The sequence below is a fragment of the Amniculibacterium aquaticum genome, from assembly GCF_003852705.1.
Classification (GTDB): domain Bacteria; phylum Bacteroidota; class Bacteroidia; order Flavobacteriales; family Weeksellaceae; genus Amniculibacterium; species Amniculibacterium aquaticum.
In genome coordinates, this window is record NZ_REFA01000010.1 from 12,323 (window position 1) to 33,240 (window position 20,918).

General features: G+C 38.3%; 22 protein-coding genes. 15 read left to right on the forward strand and 7 right to left on the reverse strand.

Annotated features, from left to right (window positions below; all coding sequences use genetic code 11):
- Positions 1-65 precede the first annotated feature (65 nt).
- Both EIY84_RS05865 and EIY84_RS05870 read left to right on the forward strand, forming a co-directional pair.
- Positions 66-992 carry a malate dehydrogenase gene (locus EIY84_RS05865; RefSeq protein WP_124641153.1) on the forward strand — a complete coding sequence of 309 codons (927 nt, stop codon included), beginning with the start codon at positions 66-68 and terminating at the stop codon, positions 990-992.
- 79 nt (positions 993-1,071) lie between these two features.
- On the forward strand, positions 1,072-1,314 hold the full coding sequence (locus EIY84_RS05870; protein ID WP_124641155.1) for a hypothetical protein: 243 nt from the start codon (positions 1,072-1,074) through the stop codon (positions 1,312-1,314).
- Between the two features lie 59 nt (positions 1,315-1,373).
- On the opposite strand, the gene hemB is transcribed toward EIY84_RS05870, so the two are convergent.
- Complete coding sequence (gene hemB, locus EIY84_RS05875) at positions 1,374-2,366, reverse strand: porphobilinogen synthase (RefSeq protein WP_124641157.1); 993 nt, start codon at positions 2,364-2,366, stop codon at positions 1,374-1,376.
- Positions 2,367-2,489: 123 nt separating this feature from the next.
- On the opposite strand from hemB, the gene EIY84_RS05880 reads away from it, so the two are divergent.
- The 13 genes from EIY84_RS05880 (at position 2,490) to EIY84_RS05940 (ending at position 15,703) form a co-directional block, all read left to right on the forward strand.
- Complete coding sequence (locus EIY84_RS05880; protein ID WP_124641159.1) at positions 2,490-2,843, forward strand: T9SS type A sorting domain-containing protein; 354 nt, start codon at positions 2,490-2,492, stop codon at positions 2,841-2,843.
- 100 nt (positions 2,844-2,943) lie between these two features.
- Positions 2,944-3,852 carry an ABC transporter ATP-binding protein gene (locus tag EIY84_RS05885; RefSeq protein ID WP_124641161.1) on the forward strand — a complete coding sequence of 303 codons (909 nt, stop codon included), beginning with the start codon at positions 2,944-2,946 and terminating at the stop codon, positions 3,850-3,852.
- 46 nt (positions 3,853-3,898) lie between these two features.
- Complete coding sequence (locus tag EIY84_RS05890; protein ID WP_124641164.1) at positions 3,899-5,209, forward strand: ABC transporter permease; 1,311 nt, start codon at positions 3,899-3,901, stop codon at positions 5,207-5,209.
- A 16-nt stretch (positions 5,210-5,225) separates the two neighbouring features.
- Complete coding sequence (locus EIY84_RS05895; protein WP_124641166.1) at positions 5,226-6,437, forward strand: HD domain-containing protein; 1,212 nt, start codon at positions 5,226-5,228, stop codon at positions 6,435-6,437.
- Positions 6,438-6,593: 156 nt separating this feature from the next.
- Positions 6,594-7,628 (forward strand): UDP-3-O-(3-hydroxymyristoyl)glucosamine N-acyltransferase, encoded by a 1,035-nt coding sequence (gene lpxD, locus EIY84_RS05900; RefSeq protein WP_124641168.1) that lies wholly within the window; start codon positions 6,594-6,596, stop codon positions 7,626-7,628.
- Positions 7,621-9,015 (forward strand): bifunctional UDP-3-O-[3-hydroxymyristoyl] N-acetylglucosamine deacetylase/3-hydroxyacyl-ACP dehydratase, encoded by a 1,395-nt coding sequence (locus EIY84_RS05905; protein ID WP_124641170.1) that lies wholly within the window; start codon positions 7,621-7,623, stop codon positions 9,013-9,015. Before lpxD ends, EIY84_RS05905 begins: the two co-directional genes overlap by 8 nt.
- Before the next feature lie 4 nt (positions 9,016-9,019).
- On the forward strand, positions 9,020-9,808 hold the full coding sequence (gene lpxA / locus EIY84_RS05910; RefSeq protein ID WP_124641172.1) for an acyl-ACP--UDP-N-acetylglucosamine O-acyltransferase: 789 nt from the start codon (positions 9,020-9,022) through the stop codon (positions 9,806-9,808).
- Between the two features lie 29 nt (positions 9,809-9,837).
- The gene (efp, locus tag EIY84_RS05915) at positions 9,838-10,401 is read left to right on the forward strand and encodes an elongation factor P (protein WP_124641174.1); all 564 of its coding nucleotides are present in this window, start codon (positions 9,838-9,840) and stop codon (positions 10,399-10,401) included.
- 71 nt (positions 10,402-10,472) lie between these two features.
- Positions 10,473-11,375: a UDP-3-O-(3-hydroxymyristoyl)glucosamine N-acyltransferase gene (locus EIY84_RS05920; RefSeq protein WP_124641176.1), complete on the forward strand. Its 903-nt coding sequence runs from the start codon at positions 10,473-10,475 to the stop codon at positions 11,373-11,375.
- A 112-nt stretch (positions 11,376-11,487) separates the two neighbouring features.
- Entirely contained in the window at positions 11,488-12,360 is an 873-nt protein-coding gene (gene sucD / locus EIY84_RS05925; protein WP_124641178.1) for a succinate--CoA ligase subunit alpha, read from the forward strand.
- A gap of 24 nt (positions 12,361-12,384) precedes the next feature.
- Positions 12,385-13,053: a porin family protein gene (locus EIY84_RS05930; RefSeq protein WP_124641180.1), complete on the forward strand. Its 669-nt coding sequence runs from the start codon at positions 12,385-12,387 to the stop codon at positions 13,051-13,053.
- Between the two features lie 251 nt (positions 13,054-13,304).
- The gene (gene porX / locus EIY84_RS05935; RefSeq protein ID WP_124641182.1) at positions 13,305-14,849 is read left to right on the forward strand and encodes a T9SS response regulator signal transducer PorX; all 1,545 of its coding nucleotides are present in this window, start codon (positions 13,305-13,307) and stop codon (positions 14,847-14,849) included.
- Positions 14,850-14,944: 95 nt separating this feature from the next.
- Entirely contained in the window at positions 14,945-15,703 is a 759-nt protein-coding gene (locus EIY84_RS05940; protein WP_124641184.1) for an exodeoxyribonuclease III, read from the forward strand.
- Positions 15,704-15,755: 52 nt separating this feature from the next.
- Here the strand turns inward: EIY84_RS05940 and pyrF are convergent, their stop codons facing one another.
- From pyrF to EIY84_RS05970, 6 genes are all read right to left on the reverse strand, one after another.
- Positions 15,756-17,117 carry an orotidine-5'-phosphate decarboxylase gene (gene pyrF, locus EIY84_RS05945; RefSeq protein ID WP_124641187.1) on the reverse strand — a complete coding sequence of 454 codons (1,362 nt, stop codon included), beginning with the start codon at positions 17,115-17,117 and terminating at the stop codon, positions 15,756-15,758.
- A gap of 93 nt (positions 17,118-17,210) precedes the next feature.
- Positions 17,211-17,549, reverse strand: a complete 339-nt coding sequence (locus EIY84_RS05950; protein WP_124641189.1) for a YkvA family protein — start codon at positions 17,547-17,549, stop codon at positions 17,211-17,213.
- Between the two features lie 54 nt (positions 17,550-17,603).
- Positions 17,604-18,143: a TlpA family protein disulfide reductase gene (locus tag EIY84_RS05955; protein ID WP_124641191.1), complete on the reverse strand. Its 540-nt coding sequence runs from the start codon at positions 18,141-18,143 to the stop codon at positions 17,604-17,606.
- A 55-nt stretch (positions 18,144-18,198) separates the two neighbouring features.
- The gene (locus tag EIY84_RS05960) at positions 18,199-18,759 is read right to left on the reverse strand and encodes a thioredoxin family protein (RefSeq protein ID WP_124641193.1); all 561 of its coding nucleotides are present in this window, start codon (positions 18,757-18,759) and stop codon (positions 18,199-18,201) included.
- A 30-nt stretch (positions 18,760-18,789) separates the two neighbouring features.
- The gene (gene aroC / locus EIY84_RS05965) at positions 18,790-19,854 is read right to left on the reverse strand and encodes a chorismate synthase (protein ID WP_124641195.1); all 1,065 of its coding nucleotides are present in this window, start codon (positions 19,852-19,854) and stop codon (positions 18,790-18,792) included.
- Positions 19,855-19,866: 12 nt separating this feature from the next.
- Entirely contained in the window at positions 19,867-20,916 is a 1,050-nt protein-coding gene (locus EIY84_RS05970; protein WP_124641197.1) for an NAD(P)H-dependent glycerol-3-phosphate dehydrogenase, read from the reverse strand.
- Positions 20,917-20,918 lie beyond the last annotated feature (2 nt).

The following is a 20,918-nucleotide window of genomic DNA, read 5'->3' on the forward strand; positions in this document are numbered from 1 at the left end:
TTGTAATTTTGACAATCTTATTTCGAATAAAAATTAATTTAAAATAAATTTAAAATATTTCAAACATGAAAGTAACTGTAGTAGGAGCTGGTGCTGTAGGAGCATCTTGTGCTGAATACATCGCAATGAAAAACTTCGCATCAGAAGTGGTTTTGGTAGATATCAAAGAAGGTTTTGCCGAAGGTAAAGCCATGGACTTGATGCAAACGGCATCGTTGAACGGTTTTGATACCAAAATTACTGGAACAACTGGCGATTATAGCCAAACGGCTGGGTCTAAGGTTGCTGTAATCACTTCAGGAATTCCAAGAAAACCAGGAATGACCAGAGAAGAGTTGATCGGAATAAACGCAGGTATCGTAAAAGAAGTTACAGCAAACTTGGTAAAATATTCTCCGGATGTTATCATCATCGTTGTTTCTAACCCAATGGATACCATGGCATATTTGGTACACAAAACTTCTGGATTACCAAAAGAAAGAATCATCGGTATGGGTGGAGCTTTGGATAGCGCAAGATTCAAATACAGATTGGCAGAAGCTTTAGAATGTCCTATCTCTGATGTGGACGGTATGGTAATCGCTGCACACTCCGATACTGGAATGTTGCCGTTGATGTCTAAAGCAACTAGAAACGGTGTTCCTGCAACTTATTTCCTAAGCGAAGAAAAACAAAACTATGTAATCGAAGAAACCAAAGTAGGGGGTGCTACACTAACTAAATTGTTAGGAACTTCTGCTTGGTATGCTCCAGGTGCTGCGGTGTCGGTTATGGTACAGTCTATCCTCTGCGATCATAAGAAGATGATCCCTTGCTCTTTAATGTTGAATGGCGAATACGGACAAAGCGATATCTGTCTTGGTGTGCCAGCAATCATCGGTACTAACGGTGTAGAGAAAATCGTAGAAATTGAACTTTCTGAAGCGGAAAAAGAAAAATTCGCAACGGCTGCTCAAGCGGTAAGAGAGGTAAATGGCGATCTAAAATTCTAAAAAGTTTTTGATTAGATAAATGTAAGAAAAGCACACTTTTTATAGGTGTGCTTTTTGATTAAATTTAAACCTTAATCCTATGGGACAAAAAATAAAAATGATTTGGGACTTTCGAGGTATGGATGCCTTGCAGTTTGCCAAACATCACATCCATCATTTAGAAGAATATGCCGTGGCCGAAAAATTAATCCATAACATTACCAATACCGAAGTGTATTCGGATATGTTTGCTGCAGCATACATGATTATCGACGAAAGTGAAATGCTAAAAGTGAGGGACGATCTAAAACCCAACCGTGCCGAGTATGTTGATGAAGAGTAACTGAAAAAAACACTCAATCCTTCAAGGATTTAAAAATCCTTGAAGGATATTGAGATTAATTATTTTTGAAGTAAAATTGCCGCTTCTTTTGCCGCATAGGTGAAAATCATATCGGCGCCGGCTCTTTTTATACAAGTCAAACTCTCGATAATCGCCTTGTCGTTGTCCAACCAACCGTTTTGTGCAGCCGCTTTCAGCATGGCATATTCGCCACTAACATTGTAAACGGCAATAGGAAGGTCAATCACTTCTCTAACTTTTGATACGATATCCAGATACGGCATTCCTGGTTTTATCATGATGATGTCCGCACCTTCATCCACATCTTTCAATACCTCATTTATGGCTTCTCGGGAATTGTGAAAGTCCATTTGATAAGTTTTTTTATCCTTTGGGATGTCTGTGTTTTCTTTAGGTGCGCTGTCCAAAGCCGATCTAAAAGGACCGTAAAAAGAACTGGCATATTTCGCAGCATAACTTAAGATCCCAACATTGACATGACCATTTTCTTCTAATGCTTCACGGATTACGGAGACTCTACCGTCCATCATGTCGCTTGGAGCTACCACATCGGCACCGGCTTCGGCTACGGAAACTGCCATTCTGGCAAGGGCTTCGTTCGTGGCATCGTTGTCAATTTGTCCGTTGGTGATAATGCCGTCGTGTCCAAAAACAGAATACGGATCTAGTGCAACATCCGGCATTACAACCATTTCTGGAATGGCATTTTTAATTTCTCGTATGCTTCTTTGCATCAATCCATTGGGGTTCCAAGATTCTGTTCCTTTGTTGTCTTTTAAGTTTTCAGGAACTTTCATGTAAATGTTCACGGCTTTTATGCCCAATTGGAAAAGTTCTTTACATTCTTTTACCGTAAGGTCTATGCTTCGTCTGAAAATTCCAGGCATAGAAGGGATGGGTTCTTGTATGTTTTCTCCTTCCATAACAAACATCGGCATCACAAAATCGTGACTGCTAAGTGAGGTTTCTCTTACCAAGCTTCTGATGCTTTCGTTGGTTCTTAATCGACGGTTTCTAGAAAAAATTATCATCTTTGGTATATTCTTTGTTTTATGAAATGCAAATTTAATGATAGTTTGTTGAAAAAACTATTGTGAGTTTCTGTTATAAATCATAAATTTGTTTCATATTTTAAAGTCAGATTAATAAAAAAAATGAAGAAAAATCTATTAATGTTGATGTTTTTTGGGATTTCTCTTGTTTTTTCAGGTAGTTTATCCGCTCAATATTCAAGAGAGCCCTTGTCGTTGTCGCAAAAAAGTGACGATGGAGTTCTTGTGGCTTACCCTAATCCGGCTAAAGATTATATCTTGGTAAAGTCAAAAGATGCTTCGGTAAGAATAAAATCTGTAACTTTTTATTCCATTTTAGGAATGCAGGTCGCCAGTTATGGTCTGAATTCCAACTCTGCAGAAATTAATATTGAAAAACTTCGACCGGGAAAATATTTGATGCGATACACCCTAAGCGACGATACCCAGAAAGTAACCCAAATCATTAAACAATAATCCTTATCCTGAAAATTCGTTTTCAGGATATTTTTTATCTGGTTTTTCCAAATCCATCCCTTTTCCGTAACTTTAGCCCTTTTAATAATCATTATCGACAATGCTAAGAGCTGAAAATGTTTTGAAAACCTACGACTCTGGTCGGAAAATAGCCTTGGATCGTTTTTCCATTTCTGTACCTCAAGGGAGTATCTACGGATTGTTGGGTCCAAATGGAGCCGGGAAAACTTCCTTTATCCGAATCATCAATCAGATTACTCAAGCCGATTCGGGTGAAATTTTTATTCACGATGAAAAGCTTAACCCCAAACACATTCGTGAGATTGGTTATATGCCCGAAGAAAGAGGCTTGTATAAAAACATGACGGTTGGTGACCAGATTTTATATTTTGGCGAACTGAAAGGGATGACGAGAAATGAGGCGCTAAAACAGGCAAAATATTGGTTTGATGCCCTAGAAATTGAACATTGGTGGAAGAAAAAACTCTCCGAACTTTCCAAAGGTATGGCGCAAAAAATTCAGTTTGTCGTTACGGTACTGCATCAGCCCAGATTGCTTATTTTGGACGAACCCTTTTCGGGTTTCGATCCGGTGAATGCCAACCTGATTAAAGATCAAATTTTGAAGTTGAAAGAAAATGGGACAACCATTATCCTTTCCACCCACCGAATGGAAAGTGTAGAGGAAATGTGCGATTCGGTTGCTCTGATCCACCAATCCAAAAAAATCTTGGACGGCTCTGTTTTTGAGGTGAGAGAACAATTTAAAAAAAATATTTTTGGAGTTTGTCTTTCTCAAGTAAATGAAGATTTGTGGAAACCTTTTCAGCAAAAATTCAACATCGAAAATGAAAATAGGCAACACGATTTGTTAAGTTTTGAACTGAAAAATTCTGGCAACCAAAATGCGTTGTTGGACGAACTTTTAAAGATTGGAAAAATCCGTTCGTTTGATGAGAAAATCCCAAGCATGAACGAGGTTTTTATCTCTGCAGTTAGCGGGCAATAGCCTTGTGGTAAAGTCTATTTTTATTTTATAACCTAAATTAAAATCATTGAAAAATATAATCCTCATAACCAAAAGAGAATATCTGACTCAGGTTAAAAAGAAATCTTTTGTGGTATTAACCCTTTTGGCACCACTGATGATGTTGGGCTTTGGCTTGTTCATCGCCTATCTGATGAATGCCAATACATCGTCCTACAAGCTGGATGTTTTGGATAAAAGCGGTTTGTTTGATGGGAAGTTGAATTCCGATGAAAATGTGCAATTTGTCTATCTTTCGCCCAATTCCGAAAAACAATTGGTGCAGCTGATGAAAGACAAAAAGGGAGATGATGGCATTTTGATCATCCCGGCTTTGGAAAATTCGGACTACAAAAAATTGGAAGCAGAAACCCGTTTGCTGGTAAGCGAAACCATGGACAAAACGGCTAAGAAAAATGTTTCGGATCAACTGTCGGAGGTCATAAAAAAAGAAAAAATTAAAAAACTGGGACTTCAAGAAGCTCAGATTGAAGAACTGAATGCTTCTTTCGATCTGAAAACTCAGAATGTGGTTGATGAAAATGCGGAAGACAGCGATACGATTTTTGGTGTGAAATCCGTTCTTGCCATGCTGCTGATGTACGCTACTTTTATGTTCATCATCATCTACGGAGTGCGTGTGATGCGCAGTGTTTTGGAAGAGAAAAACAATCGAGTAGTAGAGATTATCATTTCATCCGTAAAACCTTTTGAATTGATGCTAGGTAAGATATTTGGAGTAACCTTGGTGGCGCTAACTCAGTTTGTAGTTTGGATTGCCATGTCCGTTGGTGGTGCGCTGTTTTTTAACACCGGTTTTTCTAAAATGTCAACCAGTCCTGTAGAAACTTCTGGGATGCCGATGTCTCAAGATATTGGATCCATGATTGGTGAGGTCTCTCATGCTTTGTTGAGCCTGAATTATCCTTTGATAATCGGAGTTTTTATCCTGTTCTTTTTGTTGGGGTATGTTTTTTATTCGTCCATGTATGCCGCAATAGGTTCTGCGGTGGACAACGATACCGAAACGCAACAATTTACGCTATTTGCCGTAATTCCGCTTATGATCGGTATGTACGGAAGTTTTACCATCATGAACAATCCGGACGGTCCTTTGGCGTTTTGGTTGTCCATTGTTCCGTTTACCTCACCAGTAGCCATGGTGGCAAGGATACCATTTGGGGTACCTATTTGGCAGATTTTATTGTCTTTGGTTTTGCTGGTTTGTGCCGTGTTGTTCATGGTTTTTGTAGCCTCCAAAATCTATAGAATAGGAATTTTAATGTACGGAAATAAAGCCAGTTTCAAAGAAATTTGGAAGTGGATCAGAACGAAATAATCCCCATCCTTTTATTATGCAAAACAAACTGAAAATCATCAATGATCCGGTTCATGGATTTGTGAAAATTCCACATGAAATTCTTTTCGATGTGATCGAGCATCCGTACTTTCAACGCCTGAGAAGGATTGGGCAAACCGGTCTGTTGAATTTGATTTTTCCAGGTGCTACGCATACCCGCTTTCATCATGCCATTGGTGCAATGCATTTGATGTTTACCGCATTGGAAACATTGAAATTAAAAGGAGTTCAGATTTCTAAGGAAGAAGAGAAGTCGGCCATGTTGGCCATTTTAATGCACGATATTGGTCACGGTCCATTTTCGCATGCCTTGGAAAGTATGCTGATGGACGATTGGCATCACGAGAAACTATCTCTTTTGTTGATGAAGGATCTGGATCATCAATTTCAGGGTGAACTCTCTTTGGCCATCGAAATGTTTTTGGGCAAATACCATAGAAAATTTTTCAATCAACTCATCTCTTCGCAGTTGGATGTCGATAGGCTGGATTATCTGAAAAGAGACAGTTTCTATACCGGAGTTACGGAAGGAAATATCAACACCCAAAGAATTATATCGATGATGAATGTCGCAAATGACGAATTGGTGGTGGATTCTAAAGGGGTGTATTCCATAGAGAATTTCTTAACGGCAAGGATGTTTATGTATTGGCAAGTGTATTATCATAAAACATCTGCGTTGGCAGAGCATCTTTTAGTGAAGATCCTGGATCGAGCCAAAACATTGGTGGCACAAGGTGTATCGTTGCCGGCATCGGAAAATCTGAGCTATTTTTTAGAGAAAAATAAATTTATAAAAGCATCGGTTGAGGACATCTACCGTTTTACCCAATTGGATGATACCGATGTGGTACAGGCGATAAAAAGTTGGAGTACCTGTGAAGATTTCGTCTTGTCGTACTACTGCACCAGTATTTCCAAGCGAAATTTGCCCAAGACCATTATTTCGTCCCATCCTTTTTCTGAAGAATTAAAAGCAGAGAAAATCGATCAAACCAATCGATTCTTTAATACCCAAGACGGAGCTTTATTGGTTGATGAGTTTCAAAGAACTTTACTTCCGTACAACAACAAGAAGCAACCCATTGTTTTATTGAAAAAGAATGGAGAAGTTGTTGATTTGGACCAATCCGAAAATCAGATACTTACTTCGGCCATTACCCAAGAGAATACCAAGTATATACTTTCTTTTCCTAGGGAGATATAGATTTTTGGTCCAAGAGAATGTTCGGAAAAAGAGATAAGATGAGTTAGAAATATCCGGACTTTTGCTGTTGGTAAAATTTAAACTTTCTCTTCGTTGAAAACATTGTTTTAAGAAAAAAAAATCGTTGGTTCTAAGAAATTTGTATCTTTGCAAGATATGGAATTTACAGCATCGCAAATTGCAGGATTTATCAATGGGAAAATTATCGGTGACGATAATGCCGTAATAACAGGGGTTTCTCCAATAGAAGGAGGAGAGTCTGGGCATCTTTCTTTTGTAGCACAAGAACGATTTTCTCATTTTTTGGAGAATACAAAATGTTCCGTTCTGATCGTTTCGGAAAATTTGATCCAAAAAGACAAACACTATCCAGCAACAATAATCGCTGTAGAAGATGCCTATCTTTCTTTTCAAATTCTGATGAATCTCTACCAGCAAATGCAAGGAAGAAGGACAGGAGTGGAAAGCGGATCTTTTTTTCATCCAAGCTCAGAGTTGGGAGAAAATGTCTATGTCGGAGCGTTCACCTATGTTTCTGAGAAAGCAAAAATTGGCGACGGATCTCAAATTTATCCTCAAGTTTATATCGGGAAAAATGTTAAAATTGGTAAAAATTGTATCATTTACAGTGGTGCAAGGATATACGATTATTGTGTTTTGGGGGATAACTGCATCATTCATTCCAATACGGTAATTGGGAGCGACGGTTTTGGTTTTCAACCCACAAAAGACGGATTTCAAAAAATCCCTCAATTGGGAAATGTGGTTTTGGAAAACGATGTAGAAATAGGTTCCAATTGTTCCATAGATAGAGGGACTATAGGTTCAACAGTCATTGGGAGAGGAACTAAAATTGATAATCTAATTCAGATTGCCCACAATGTTAAGATTGGTAAAAACAATGTGATTGCAGCTCAGGCCGGTATTGCCGGATCTACTGTAATTGGAGATTGGAACCAAATCGGTGGACAAGTGGGTGTGGTAGGACATATCAAAATTGGGAATCAAGTGAAAATACAGGCACAAAGTGGTGTCAATAATTCTGTGAAGGATGGCGATGTTTTGTACGGTTCTCCTGCTATTTCAGCAAGTGATTATCGTAGAAACTATGTGCATTTTAGAAACCTTACAGAAATCGTTAAAAGAATTAATCAACTAGAAAATAACTCAAAAGATCAAACTAATGAGTGACTTGCAAAAAACACTTAAACAAGAAGTAACACTTTCAGGAATTGGACTGCATACAGGTGCAGAAGTACAACTAACCATAAAACCGGCAAAAGAGAATACAGGATTTGTATTTGTAAGAACCGATTTGGAGGGACATCCTCAGGTGGAAGCCGATGTCAATTTCGTTACCACTACTGAAAGAGGGACAACTCTGGAAAAATTAGGAGTAAGAATTCATACCTGCGAACATCTTTTAGCCGCTCTTGTGGGGTGCGATATCGACAATGCTATTTTGGAAATGAACAGTGCTGAGCCCCCAATCTTGGACGGTTCTTCAAAGTTTTTTGTAGAAGCAATAGAACAAGCAGGTGTTGAGGTTCAGACCCTTCCTAGAGAATATTTGGTAATCAAAGAAGTCATGAATTATGTAGATCCTGCAACGGGATCGGAAATTACCATTATTCCTTCTGAAAATTACGAAATTACCACCATGGTTGATTTTGGGACTAAAGTTTTGGGTACTCAAAATGCAACTTTAAAGGACATCTCAGAATTTAAAAAAGAATTTTCTTCAGCTCGTACTTTCAGCTTCTTACATGAGTTGGAAATGCTTTTGGACGCTGGACTTATCAAAGGAGGAGACATTACCAATGCCATTGTTTATGTAGATAAAGATCTAACACCGGATACAACTGAAAAGTTGAAAAAAGCGTTCGGGAAAGATACGGTTTCCATAATGCCTAACGGAATTTTGGATAATCTGACCTTAAACTATCCTAACGAAGCCGCAAGACACAAATTGTTGGATGTCATTGGAGATCTAGCTCTTGTGGGTGTGAAAATAAAAGGAAAAGTGATCGCAAATAAACCCGGTCATTTTGTAAATACTCAGTTTGCAAAAAAACTGAACAGACAATGGAAACTTCAAAAAAAGAAAAATGTTCCTGATTTCGACTTGACCAAAGAACCGGTGTACGATATCAATGGAATTATGAAATTGCTTCCGCACCGTTATCCGTTCCTATTGTTGGACAAGGTTCTGGAGTTGTCAGACTCTCATGTGGTAGGGTTGAAGAACATTACCATGAACGAGCCCTTCTTCCAAGGACATTTCCCAAAAGAGCCCGTAATGCCAGGGGTTTTGCAAATAGAAGCATTGGCTCAAACGGGTGGAATTTTGGCTTTGGCAAATGTTGAAGATCCGGAAAATTATTCGACTTATTTTGTAAAAATTGATAAAGTGAAATTCAAGAAAAAAGTAATTCCTGGAGATCAAATTATCTTTAAAATAGAATTGATGGAGCCTATCCGTCGTGGAATTGTGCACATGCAAGGTTACGGTTATGTAGGCGATAATGTCGTTGTAGAAGCCGAACTTATGGCACAAATCGCAAAAACTAAAGCATAATCGTATGATTCATCAACTTGCTGCCGTAGATAAAAGAGCAAAAATCGGTAAGAATGTCGTTGTAGAACCTTTTACAACCATTGCTGCCGATGTAGAAATAGGCGAAGGCACATGGATTGGTCCCAATGTGACCATCATGGATGGAGCCAGAATTGGAAAAAATTGTAGAATCTTTCCAGGAACCGTCATTTCTGCCATTCCTCAAGATTTAAAATTTGACGGAGAAGATACTCAAGTCATCATTGGAGATGGAAGTACCATACGAGAGTGTGTGACCATCAACAGAGGGACAAAAGCATTGGGGTACACCAAAATAGGGAAGGATTGTCTGATCATGGCGACTTCTCATATCGCTCACGACTGCGTTTTGGGGGATCATGTCATTATTGTAAACGGTTGCGGTATTGCAGGACATGTAGAGATAGGCGATTATACCGTGATGGGAGGTCTCTCTGCGGTGCATCAGTTTGGTAAGATTGGCAAACATGTCATGATTTCTGGTGGAACATTGGTGAGAAAAGACATTCCGCCGTATGTAAAAGTGGCTAGAGAACCCATGAGTTATGCCGGTATCAATTCGGTCGGGTTGAGACGAAGAGGTTTTACCAACGATAAAATTTTTGAACTTCAAAAAATTTATAAATACCTATTTCAAAGCAAGATGAATGTCTCGCAAGCCATGAAGCTGATCGAAAAAGAAATGCTTCCAACGGCAGAAAGAGATGAGGTTTTAGAATTTATCAAAAACTCACCAAGAGGTATTGTAAAAGGATACGGAACAGGTAAAGAATAACAATTAAATTAGAAATAAATTAACATTTAATGGCAACAACAGCTGATATTAGAAAAGGACTTTGTATTGAATTCAGTAATGATATTTATAAAATTATTGACTTTCAACATGTTAAACCAGGGAAAGGTCCAGCTTTCGTAAGGACAAAACTAAAATCTGTAACCAACGGAAAGGTATTGGACAATACTTTTTCTGCAGGTCATAAAATTGATGAAGTAAAAGTAATCACTCGTAAATTCCAATACCTTTACGACGATGAAAACGGATTCCACTTCATGAACAATGAAGATTTCGTACAAATCTACATCAACAAAGAAATGATTGAGAATGCTCAATTTATGAAGGCGGGTGAAGAAGTAACCATCATCCTGAAAGAAGTGGATGAAACCCCACTTTCTGCAGAGATACCTCAAACGGTGTATCTAGAAGTTATAGAAGCAGATCCAGGAGTAAAAGGAAATACGGCAACCAATGCATTGAAAAATGCCATCGTAGAAACGGGAGCTCGTGTTTTGGTACCTTTGTTTATAGAGGCTGGTGATAAAATCAAAATCAATACAGAAGACGGATCTTACATAGAAAGAGTGAAGTAATCTTTTACTGTTCATATATAAAATCTCCAATTAGTGGAGATTTTATTTTTTTTAATTAATTTTTTTTAGAAATGACATTTCAACAGCCTCAAACTCTAAAAACAATTGCGGATCTTATCCAAGCAAAATTTATAGGCTCAGAAGATTTTAAGATCCTAGGGACCAACGAAATTCATCGGGTGCAACCTGGAGAAATTGTTTTTGTGAACCATCCCAAATACTACGACAAAGCATTGCAATCCCCAGCAACCATCATCTTAATAGACAAAGAAGTGGATTGTCCCGTAGGTAAAGCATTGCTTATTTCTGAAGATCCTTTTAGAGACTTTAACATCATCAACACGCATTTTACTAAAATTCACAACTTTCGTGAGGATCTTAACGATGCTCTAATCGGAGAAAATACTTTTATCCATCCTTCCGCAGTTATTGGTAATGGAGTGAAGATCGGAAAAAACTGCCATATTTTTCCCAATGTGGTTATTGGAGATCGAACGGAAATTGGCGATCATGTCATCATACAATCCAACACCGTTATCGGTGGCGATGCTTTTTATTATAGAAAATTAAACGGAAATTTTGACCGACTCATCTCCGTAGGAAATGTCATCATCGAAGATCATGTAGAAATAGGGAACGGTTGCACCATAGATCGTGGTGTTACGGATAGTACCATCATTGGCGAAGGCTCTGTCTTGGATAACCAAATCCAAATTGGGCACGATACCAAATTGGGCAAAAAATGCCTTATCGCTTCCTTGGTAGGTATTGCCGGATGTTGCGAAATTGGCGACGAAGTCAGCATTTGGGGACAAGTAGGGATGGCATCAGGACTAACCATCGAGAAAGGTACCGTTATTTTAGGACAAACCGGGGTGAATAAAAGTTTGAAGAAAGGAACCTACTTCGGTCCACTAGCTCAAGAATTTAAAGATTATCTTCGTAATGAAGTGAAATTGAAAAATTTAAAATAATTTTTTTTAAGTTTGAATTCTATTTTTCGTATTCAAATTTTTTTAGCCACTGAATAATCAGTAAATTTGCCCAAAGTATATAATTTTTAATTATCAAAAAAACAAATAAATAATGTCAGTATTAGTAAACAAAGATTCTAAAGTAATCGTACAAGGTTTTACAGGAAACGAAGGAACTTTCCATGCAGGACAAATGATAGAGTACGGAACCAATGTTGTTGGTGGTGTAACTCCAGGTAAAGGTGGAACAGAACACCTTGGCAAACCGGTATTCAACTCTGTTGCAGATGCTGTAGCAAAAGCAGGAGCCAATGTATCCATCATTTTTGTACCACCAGCGTTCGCAGCAGATGCCATTATGGAAGCTGCAGATGCAGGGATCAAAGTAATCGTTGCCATTACAGAAGGTATTCCTGTTGCTGATATGGTAAAAGTAAAATCGTATGTTGCTGACAGAGATTGTAGATTGATCGGTCCTAACTGCCCAGGAATCATCACTTCTGACGAAGCAAAAATCGGAATTATGCCAGGTTTTGTTTTCAAAAAAGGAAAAGTAGGTATCGTTTCCAAATCAGGAACTCTAACTTATGAAGCTGCTGACCAAGTAGTAAGAGCCGGTTACGGAGTTTCTACTGCTATCGGTATTGGTGGAGATCCAATCATCGGTACAACCACTAAAGAAGCCTTGGAATTGTTCATCAACGATCCGGAAACTGAAGCCGTTGTAATGATTGGTGAAATCGGTGGTAGCCTAGAAGCGGAAGCTGCAAGATGGTACAGAGATAGCGGTTCTAAAAAACCGGTTGTTGGTTTTATTGCAGGACAAACAGCACCTAAAGGTAGAACAATGGGACACGCTGGTGCAATCGTTGGTGGTGCAGAAGATACCGCACAAGCTAAAATGGAAATCATGGCAGAATGCGGAATTAATGTTGTAGCATCTCCTGCAGATATCGGTAAAACGGTAGCTAAGATTTTAGGATAAGAATCTAAAAAACACACACATATCATGAAAAAATTAGTATTAGCTTCTGCTCTAACGCTTTCTTCTATGGCATTTGCACAAATAGATTTTAGCAATACCCGTTACGGTGTAACAGGTGGACTGAACTACTCCAGAGTGAGACATGCACACAACCCTTCAGGACCAAGATATTCTTTCCATGCTGGGGTTTTGGCATTGATACCGGTCGATAGAAATCAAATGTTTTTTATACAACCGGGTGTTGAATACTATGGAGCAGGCGAAACCGGAAAAGACAAAGATGCTAAAGGAACTCCAGGATATAATGCGGTATATGCCGAAGATTATATCTCTGTGCCTTTAATGTTTAAAGTTTATTTCTCCGAAGCCGAATCTGAGTTCTTTGGTTTGATTGGTCCTCGATTCAACTTTTTGGTAAATCAAAAAGTAACGGATCCTTCAAAAGCATATTATGCCGTGGATCAATTAACCGCCTATCCTGGAGTGAATGGTAAAGCCAATTCTTTTAACTTCGGACTGGGTGCAGGTATTGGCTATAGCTACATGCGAAAGATGGAACTTACCCTAAAGTACGATATGGGATTCTCGAATACCTATCCTAACTTGATGAAAGAACCGGGTATGGATCCTAACATTCAAAAAGCAAAAACAACCCAAGTGGTTAGTGTAGGACTTAGTTATATATTTGACTAAATACTGTTTTTTATGAAATCATAAACCGGAGCTCAGTCTCCGGTTTTTTATTTTTTTTCAAAATCAATTGCTTATTTTCATTTTTTTTAAAGGTTTTATAATGAGTACTTTAAACGGGTTATTCATTTTGTTTAACGAAAATTTAACGAAACTTCATCTTAATTTTGGTTAATATTAAGAAGAATTGGTCGTATTTTTGATTTCAATTGCTGGCTGAAAAATCATTCAGCATTCACAATTAAACTAGAAAAATTATGTCGAAAATATTATGGATTGATGACGAAATTGAATTTCTAAAACCACACATTGTGTTTTTGGAAAATAAAGGTTATCAACTCACTCCCGTCAATAATGTAAATGAAGCCTTGGAATTGATTGAAAAGGAAAAATTTCAACTCGCATTGTTGGACGAAAATATGCCTGGAATTTCCGGATTGGATGCCATTCCCATGCTCAAAGAAAAGGATTCGTCCATGAAAATTGTGATGGTCACCAAAAGTGAAGAAGAACACATTATGGAGATGGCCATAGGATCTCAAATTTCAGACTATATCCTAAAACCTGTCAACCCCAATCAGATTTTACTCTCGCTGAAAAAAAATCTGCAAGAAGAAAATCTTGTAGAACAAAAGACCATTTTGCAATACCAACAAGAATTCAGAAACCTGTCTATGGAGCTGTCTTATCTTAGAAATCACCAAGATTGGGCCGATTATTATAAGAAAATTCTGAATTGGGAAATAAAATTTGATAAAGTTTTTGATAGCGAATTTGCAGACTTGTTACAATCTCAAAAAGAAGAAGCCAACATTCAGTTTTCTAAATTTATTGAAAGAAATTATGAAGATTGGTTGCACACATCAGACAAACCGATGATGAGCCACACCCTTTTTAAAGACAAAATAAAGCCAGAACTTCAGGAGGATAAAGTCTTGTTGCTCATGATAGATAACCTGAGATTCGACCAATGGAAGGTGATAGAGCCTTTGTTTACCAAATTTTATAATAAGGTTTCAGAAGATTCGTATTACAGCATACTTCCAACGGCTACTCAATATGCAAGAAATGCTTTCTTTGCAGGATTAATGCCTAGTGAAATTGAAAAAAGATTCCCGGATAAATGGTTCAACGATAACGAAGACGGCAATAAAAATGAATTTGAAAAAGATTTTCTTGCCGATCAAATGAAACGATTGGGGCTGGGTGACAAGAGCATGAAGTATCTAAAAGTTCTGAATGCTGACTATGAAAAGAAAATTTTAGACGAATTCAATCAATACAAAAAAAATGACCTTTTGGTAGTGGTGTATAACTTTATAGATATACTGTCACATGCCAAAACGGATAACCATATTGTAGATCAATTGATCCGTGACGATAAAACATTTAGGTCTCTGACCTATAACTGGTTCGAAAACTCTTCGATCATTAAGCTTATAAAAGCCGCATCGGAAAACGGTTTCCGACTGGTAATCACTACCGATCACGGTACCGTATATGTCAAAAAAACCAGTCAGGTGGTTGGAGATAGAGAAACATCGACCAACATACGCTACAAAACCGGAAAGTCCCTAACCTACGACGAAAAAGAAGTTTGGGCCGTAACGCAACCGGAGAAATTATTTTTACCAAAAGGAAATTTGAGCTCCAAATACATCTTTGCAAAAAACAATACTTTTTTGGCATATCCCAAAAACTACAACCATTTTGTGAATTATTATAAAGACACTTATCAGCACGGTGGTATTTCTCTGGAAGAATGCATCATCCCCATTTGTGTTTTAGAACCTAAGTAATTTTATTTTCATAGATTATTTTTTTAGGAAGTCGGAAGGAAGTCAAAAATTTTTTCCGACTTTTTTATCATAACTTATTTCTGTATTTTCGTCTTATGAAAATTATCTCTTACAATCTCAATGGCATTAGAGCTGCCATGACCAAAGACCTTACCGGATGGTTGCAATCCGAAAACCCCGATGTAGTAGGTGTGCAAGAAACCAAAGCCAGTCCCGAACAGATCGATACAAAAGCTTTGGAAGCGTTAGGATATTATTGCTATTGGTTTTCTGCACAAAAAAAAGGATACAGCGGTGTGGGGATCTTAACCAAACAAAAACCCAATCATATCGAATACGGTTGTGGCATTGAAGAATACGATGCCGAAGGCCGAATTATCCGAGCAGATTTTGATGATTTTTCCGTTCTTTCCGTTTATGTGCCATCGGCTTCCAACATCGAAAGATTGGATTTTAAACTCCAATTTGCAGAAGATTTCCTAAAATACATCAACACAATTCAAAAAGAAGTTCCGAATTTGATCATCTGTGGCGATTTTAATATCTGTCATGAAGAAATAGACATTCACAATCCCAAGGGTTTAAAAAATGTTTCCGGTTTCTTACCGATTGAGCGAGAGTGGATGACCAAATTTATGAAGGAATGCAATCTTACAGATTCTTTTAGAAACCAAAATCCAGGTGTACAGACTTTTTCATGGTGGAGTTACAGACAAAGTGCGAGAGCCAAGAATCTAGGCTGGCGATTGGATTATCATTTTGTGACCCAACCTCTATTGCCACGAGTGAAAAATGCTAGTATCCTGACCGATGTGGTCCATTCCGACCACTGTCCGGTAGTGATAGAAATATAAAAAAAGAGCTGTCCAAATGATGAGGACAGCTCTTTTTTATATGAAATACAGATTAAGCTAATGACTTTTCATAAGCTTCCCAACCGGCTATTTTGTAGTGTAAAGCCGATTTTTCGATATCTGTAGATTTGTAGATGCCTCTGCCAACAATCATAAAATCGGTGTGCAGGTTTTTAAAAACATGTTCCGGTGTGTTGTATTGCTGACCTTTGCTATCTCCTTTGCTGTCCAAATTTACACCTGGTGTGAAAAGCAATAAATCTTCTGTGAGGGGTCTTTGAGAAACTCCTCCGAAAACATTCGGATGGCTAAGAGCAATTTTCAAAGCTTCGTCTTGGTAGTTTTGGTCGGTAAGTGTGCCTTTAGAAGACATTCCCAGTATGGCAACCACACCGACATTACGGAAGCAGTCCAAACTTTCGTAACCGCCAATGACTTGTGAGGTTACAAAGTCGGCCCATTCAGCAATTCTGTAGATTCCGTGGCTGAATTGCAATTCTTGGGTATTGCCGATGTCCGCAAACTTTCTATCTTCCATCAGCAAGAAATTGTGTTTTTCTGCCAAAGCTTTTAGTGGAAGTATGGTGGTTTCCATGTCAAAATCCGAAAGAATATCGATGTGGGTTTTTAGCGCAACAATATGCGGACCTACTTTTTCTGCCAAATCCAAAAGTTCTTTGGTGGTCAGTACATCCGCAGAAGCAATAAGGTTGGATTTTTTCTCAAGAGCAATAGAGATGATTTTTTTTGAAAGAGAATGTTCGGAAATTTCCATTTTTTTCTCGTAGCTCAATCTTTTTTTCTCTTCGAATTTCACCACATTACCCGCTAAGAAATCGTTGATTCTGCCGATTTCATCTTCTAAAAGATGACCTTCTTCTTGCAAAATACTGCATACTTCTTGTATGGTGAACAGGGTGTGTACACGATAACCTTTGCTTTCTAGCAATTCTTTACCGCCTTGTCCTCTGTCCAAGACCACAACAACATCAGAAACTTTTATGCCTTCGTTTTCAATTTCAGGGATGGTTTCCAAAAGGGATTTTCCTGAAGTAATCACATCTTCAACCAAAAGACAGTTTTGTCCTTTTTGGAAAAGACCTTCAATTAATTTTTTTGTGCCGTATTGTTTGGCTTCTTTTCTTTTGATGATGAGGGGCAAATTGCTTTCAAGCGACATGGCGGTAGCCATAGGTAGTGCTGCATAAGGTACACCGCAGATTAAATCGAAATTGTCCAACGGCAACATGTTCAGCAAGTGATTGGCCAGGTTTTTAAGGATTTTTGGATCCGAAGCCAATGGTCTTAAATCTACATAAAATGGACTTTCTATACCGCTTTTTAAGGTGAATTGTCCAAACTTGATGATGCCGTGTTTGTAGCATTCTAAAAAGAATTCTTTTTTATTTTCCATTTCGATTTATTAGATTTTGCAAATTTAAGCAAATGATTTGTCTTTGTTGTGCTTAAATAAAAAAGTCGTCAGTTTTTTTCTGACGACTTTCGTTTATTCAACAATTTCAGCTTCTTTAATTTTTAGATCCGGATTCTTGTCGTTTTCCCACTCTTCAAAACGGTCGGCTTCTTTCATTAAAAAAGGGATGGCAAAGGCCAATAACGCAAGGTCATCCGCAATTCCAATGAGGGGGATCCAATCGGGAAGTACATCGATGGGAGATATGAGATACAAGAGAATGAGTCCCGGTACAAAGAGGTTTTTCTTGCCGGGTTTGTATCCACCTTTAGAAAAAATGGATTTTAACATTCTAATAATGATGGGCAGTTTCTGTAAAAACCCTTCATGCTTGATTGCTTCTCTAGCAATTTTGAATTTTGAATACTTCATTTTGTGTTTTGGTATCTTTTTTCTTTGCAAAGATAGACAAATTGTGTACCAATATTATTTTAAGAAGGTGTTAATTAAATCGTTGGAGTCTTTGTTATTCCAATCCTTTGATGCGTCTTCTTTGAAAAAGATCTTCCCATCCGTATTCAGTAACAATGTGGTCGGAAATGCTTTGGGTAATAGTGAGGCCGGAATTGGACTTTTGGCAATGTACACCGGTACACTGTACTTGTTTTCTTTCAAAAATTTTACAACATTTTCTTCCTGATCCTGCATGGCAATCAGTACAAAATCCAACTGACCTTTTTTGTTGTTGTACAAAGCTTGTATGGTGGGCCATTCTGTTCTGCATGGTGGGCACCATGTTCCCCAAAAATTTAGAAACAACTTTTTATTTCTGAAGTTTTTAAGGTTGGTATCCGGTGCATTGATTCCTTTTAGGTCGATGTCGTAATCCGCCTCGGAGAGCTTATTGATTTCTTCCACCGTCGCTGTTGGAGAAAGAGGAGAGTCCGAAGTACTTTGGTTAGCAATCCAATACAAGGCTCCTGAAATAACAATGCCTATAATGAAATAAAAGATGTACTTTTTCATACGATTTGTTTGTAATTAAAATAAAGGGAAGAACAAAGCTCTTCCCTTTGGGTAATTAGATAAGTTCTAAGATTTCTTGTATTGCATCTCGACCTCTGTTTTTTGCGTAATAAACTTGAAGATCGTTGTAAAACTCCTCTCTTGGGTAGCTTTCTGGATTTTCTTTGAATTTCTTTAACAATTCCAATCCGAATTTTGGTCTAGGTCCCCAAGATGCTTTTACGCTAAAATCTTCGTTCAAAATAAGAACTTTAGGGATGGATTGCGTTCCGTCGGTTAAAAATTGATCGATAAGGCTAGTGTCTTGGTCTCTAAGGAAGATTTTGCAGTCAGTACCACATGCTTCGAAAAAATTGTACAATGCCGGTACAGTTGCGCTGGCATCACCACACCAAGGCTCGGAGATGATCATGATTTTTCCATTGAAGTTTTTCGCTTTAAATGCCTCAGACAGGTCATCCTCAACTTTAAAAGTTTTCAAAGTACGATTCATTCTTTGTACACCAAGGTTGTAGTATTCTTGTTTTTCGTCGCCTTCAATCGGATTTTTTACTCTTTCGTCTGCAATGTTGAAATATTCTTGAAAGTTTACGGTTTTGTCCCAGTAGTTTTTCATGTTGATTTTAAATTAGATTTATGTTGTTAATTATTTTATTTTTCTTGATTGGTTGATGAGGTACAAGTCGGCCAAAACAAAGGCTGCAAGGTTTTCTACAATTGGTACGGCTCTAGGTACTACACATGCATCGTGTCTTCCTTTTCCCTCAATAATTGTGGGATTGCCTTGGGCATCAAAACTTTCTTGCGCTGACAATAAGGTGGCTACCGGTTTGAAAGCCACTCGGAAATAGATGTCCATTCCGTTACTGATCCCACCTTGTATGCCTCCAGACAAATTGGTCTTGGTGCTAAAATCAGCATTGAAAAGATCGTTGTGGTCTTTGCCTGTCATTTTTGCGCCACAAAATCCACTTCCGTATTCAAATCCTTTGCAGGCATTGATGCTCAACATGGCATGTGCCAATTGGGCCTGTAGTTTTCCAAAAATAGGTTCGCCAATGCCGATCGGCACATTCTTAATCACGCAAGTAACGGTGCCTCCAATGGTATTGCCCTCTTTTTTAATCTCTTTTATCTTGGTCATCATTTTTTCTGCCGTTTCAGCATCCGGACAACGGACATCGTTGCTTTCGGTTTTGCTGAAGTCCAAATCCTGATAGGGTTTCACACAAAAAATATCACCAACAGAAGAAACATAGGCATTGATTTCTATTTCTTCCGGAAGGATGTGTTTGGCCAAAGCTCCGGCAACAACCCAGTTGGTGGTTTCCCTAGCTGATGATCTTCCGCCTCCGGCAAAATCTCGAATGCCAAATTTTTGCTGATAAGTAAAATCGGCATGCGAGGGACGAAATTGATCTTTAATGTGATCGTAGTCCTTGGATTTTTGATTTTCATTTTCAATGATGAATCCAATGCTTGTACCTGTTGATTTTTGATCCAAAATACCAGAAAGAAATTGGACGGTATCGCTTTCTTTTCTTTGAGTGACAAGAGCGGACTGTCCTGGTCTTCTTCTGTCCAATTGTCGTTGGATTTCTTCTAAATTTAATAAAATTCCAGATGGAAAATTGTGAACGATGCCGCCGATGGCTTTTCCATGGCTTTCTCCAAAAGTAGAGAGTTGAAGGTAGTTTCCAAGATTGAACATTGACGGGAAGGCTTAATTTAATTTGGTTACTAATTTAGAAAATGTTTTTTCGGCATCCTTGCCGTCGTACAATATTTTGTAAATGCTTTCGATGATTGGAGCATTTACATTTTTTTCTTTTGCTGTAAAGTAGATGCTGTCACAAGCGTAATAGCCCTCGGCAATTTGATTCATGGATTGCAAAGCCGATTTTACGGTGTAGCCTTTGCCGATGAGATTTCCCAGGTTTCTGTTTCTGGAAAAAAGCGAATAGGCAGTTACCAATAAATCACCAAGATAGGCGCTCTCATTCACATCCCTCGGGGCTTCATAAATGGCTTCAAGATAGGTTTCCATCTCACGGATGGCATTGGATACAAAAACGGCAATAAAATTGTCTCCATATCCCAAACCGCTAGCAATACCTGCTCCAATGGCATAAATGTTTTTGAGTATTGCGCTGTATTCGTTACCCAAAACATCTTTGGAACAGTGTACATTGATGAAGTCCGAAGAAAATAGTTTTAACAATTGATCGGCAACCTGATCTTCAACCGTAGCAATGGTCAGATAAGAAAGCCTTTCCATGGCGACTTCTTCGGCATGACAAGGGCCGGCAATCACGCCTTGGCATTTATAGCCAATACCAAATTGCTCTCTCAAATAATTGGCAACGACATCATTTACTTTCGGCACAATACCTTTAATGGCGGAGATGAAGATTTTGCCCTTGACATCCGCATTCATCTGATCTAAAGTGTCGGACAGATAGATGGAGGGAGTTGCCAAGACAACAATATCGCATTGCTTGACCAATTCGTTGATGTCTGTGGTGATATTTATTTTTTTTAAGTCGAAATGTACCGCCGTAAGGTAGGTGGGATTGTGCCCTTTTAGTTCTATGGCGCCTTTAACAAATTCATTTCGTACACACCAATGAACAACGGGTGCGTTCTCTACCAACATTTTTACAATTGCTGTTGCAAAGCTACCACTTCCTACAACGCCTACTACAGGTAGACTCGGGTTGATGTTTTTTGTTGTTTGCGTGTTAGAGGGATGCTTTTCAGTCTTTTTTGCCATGT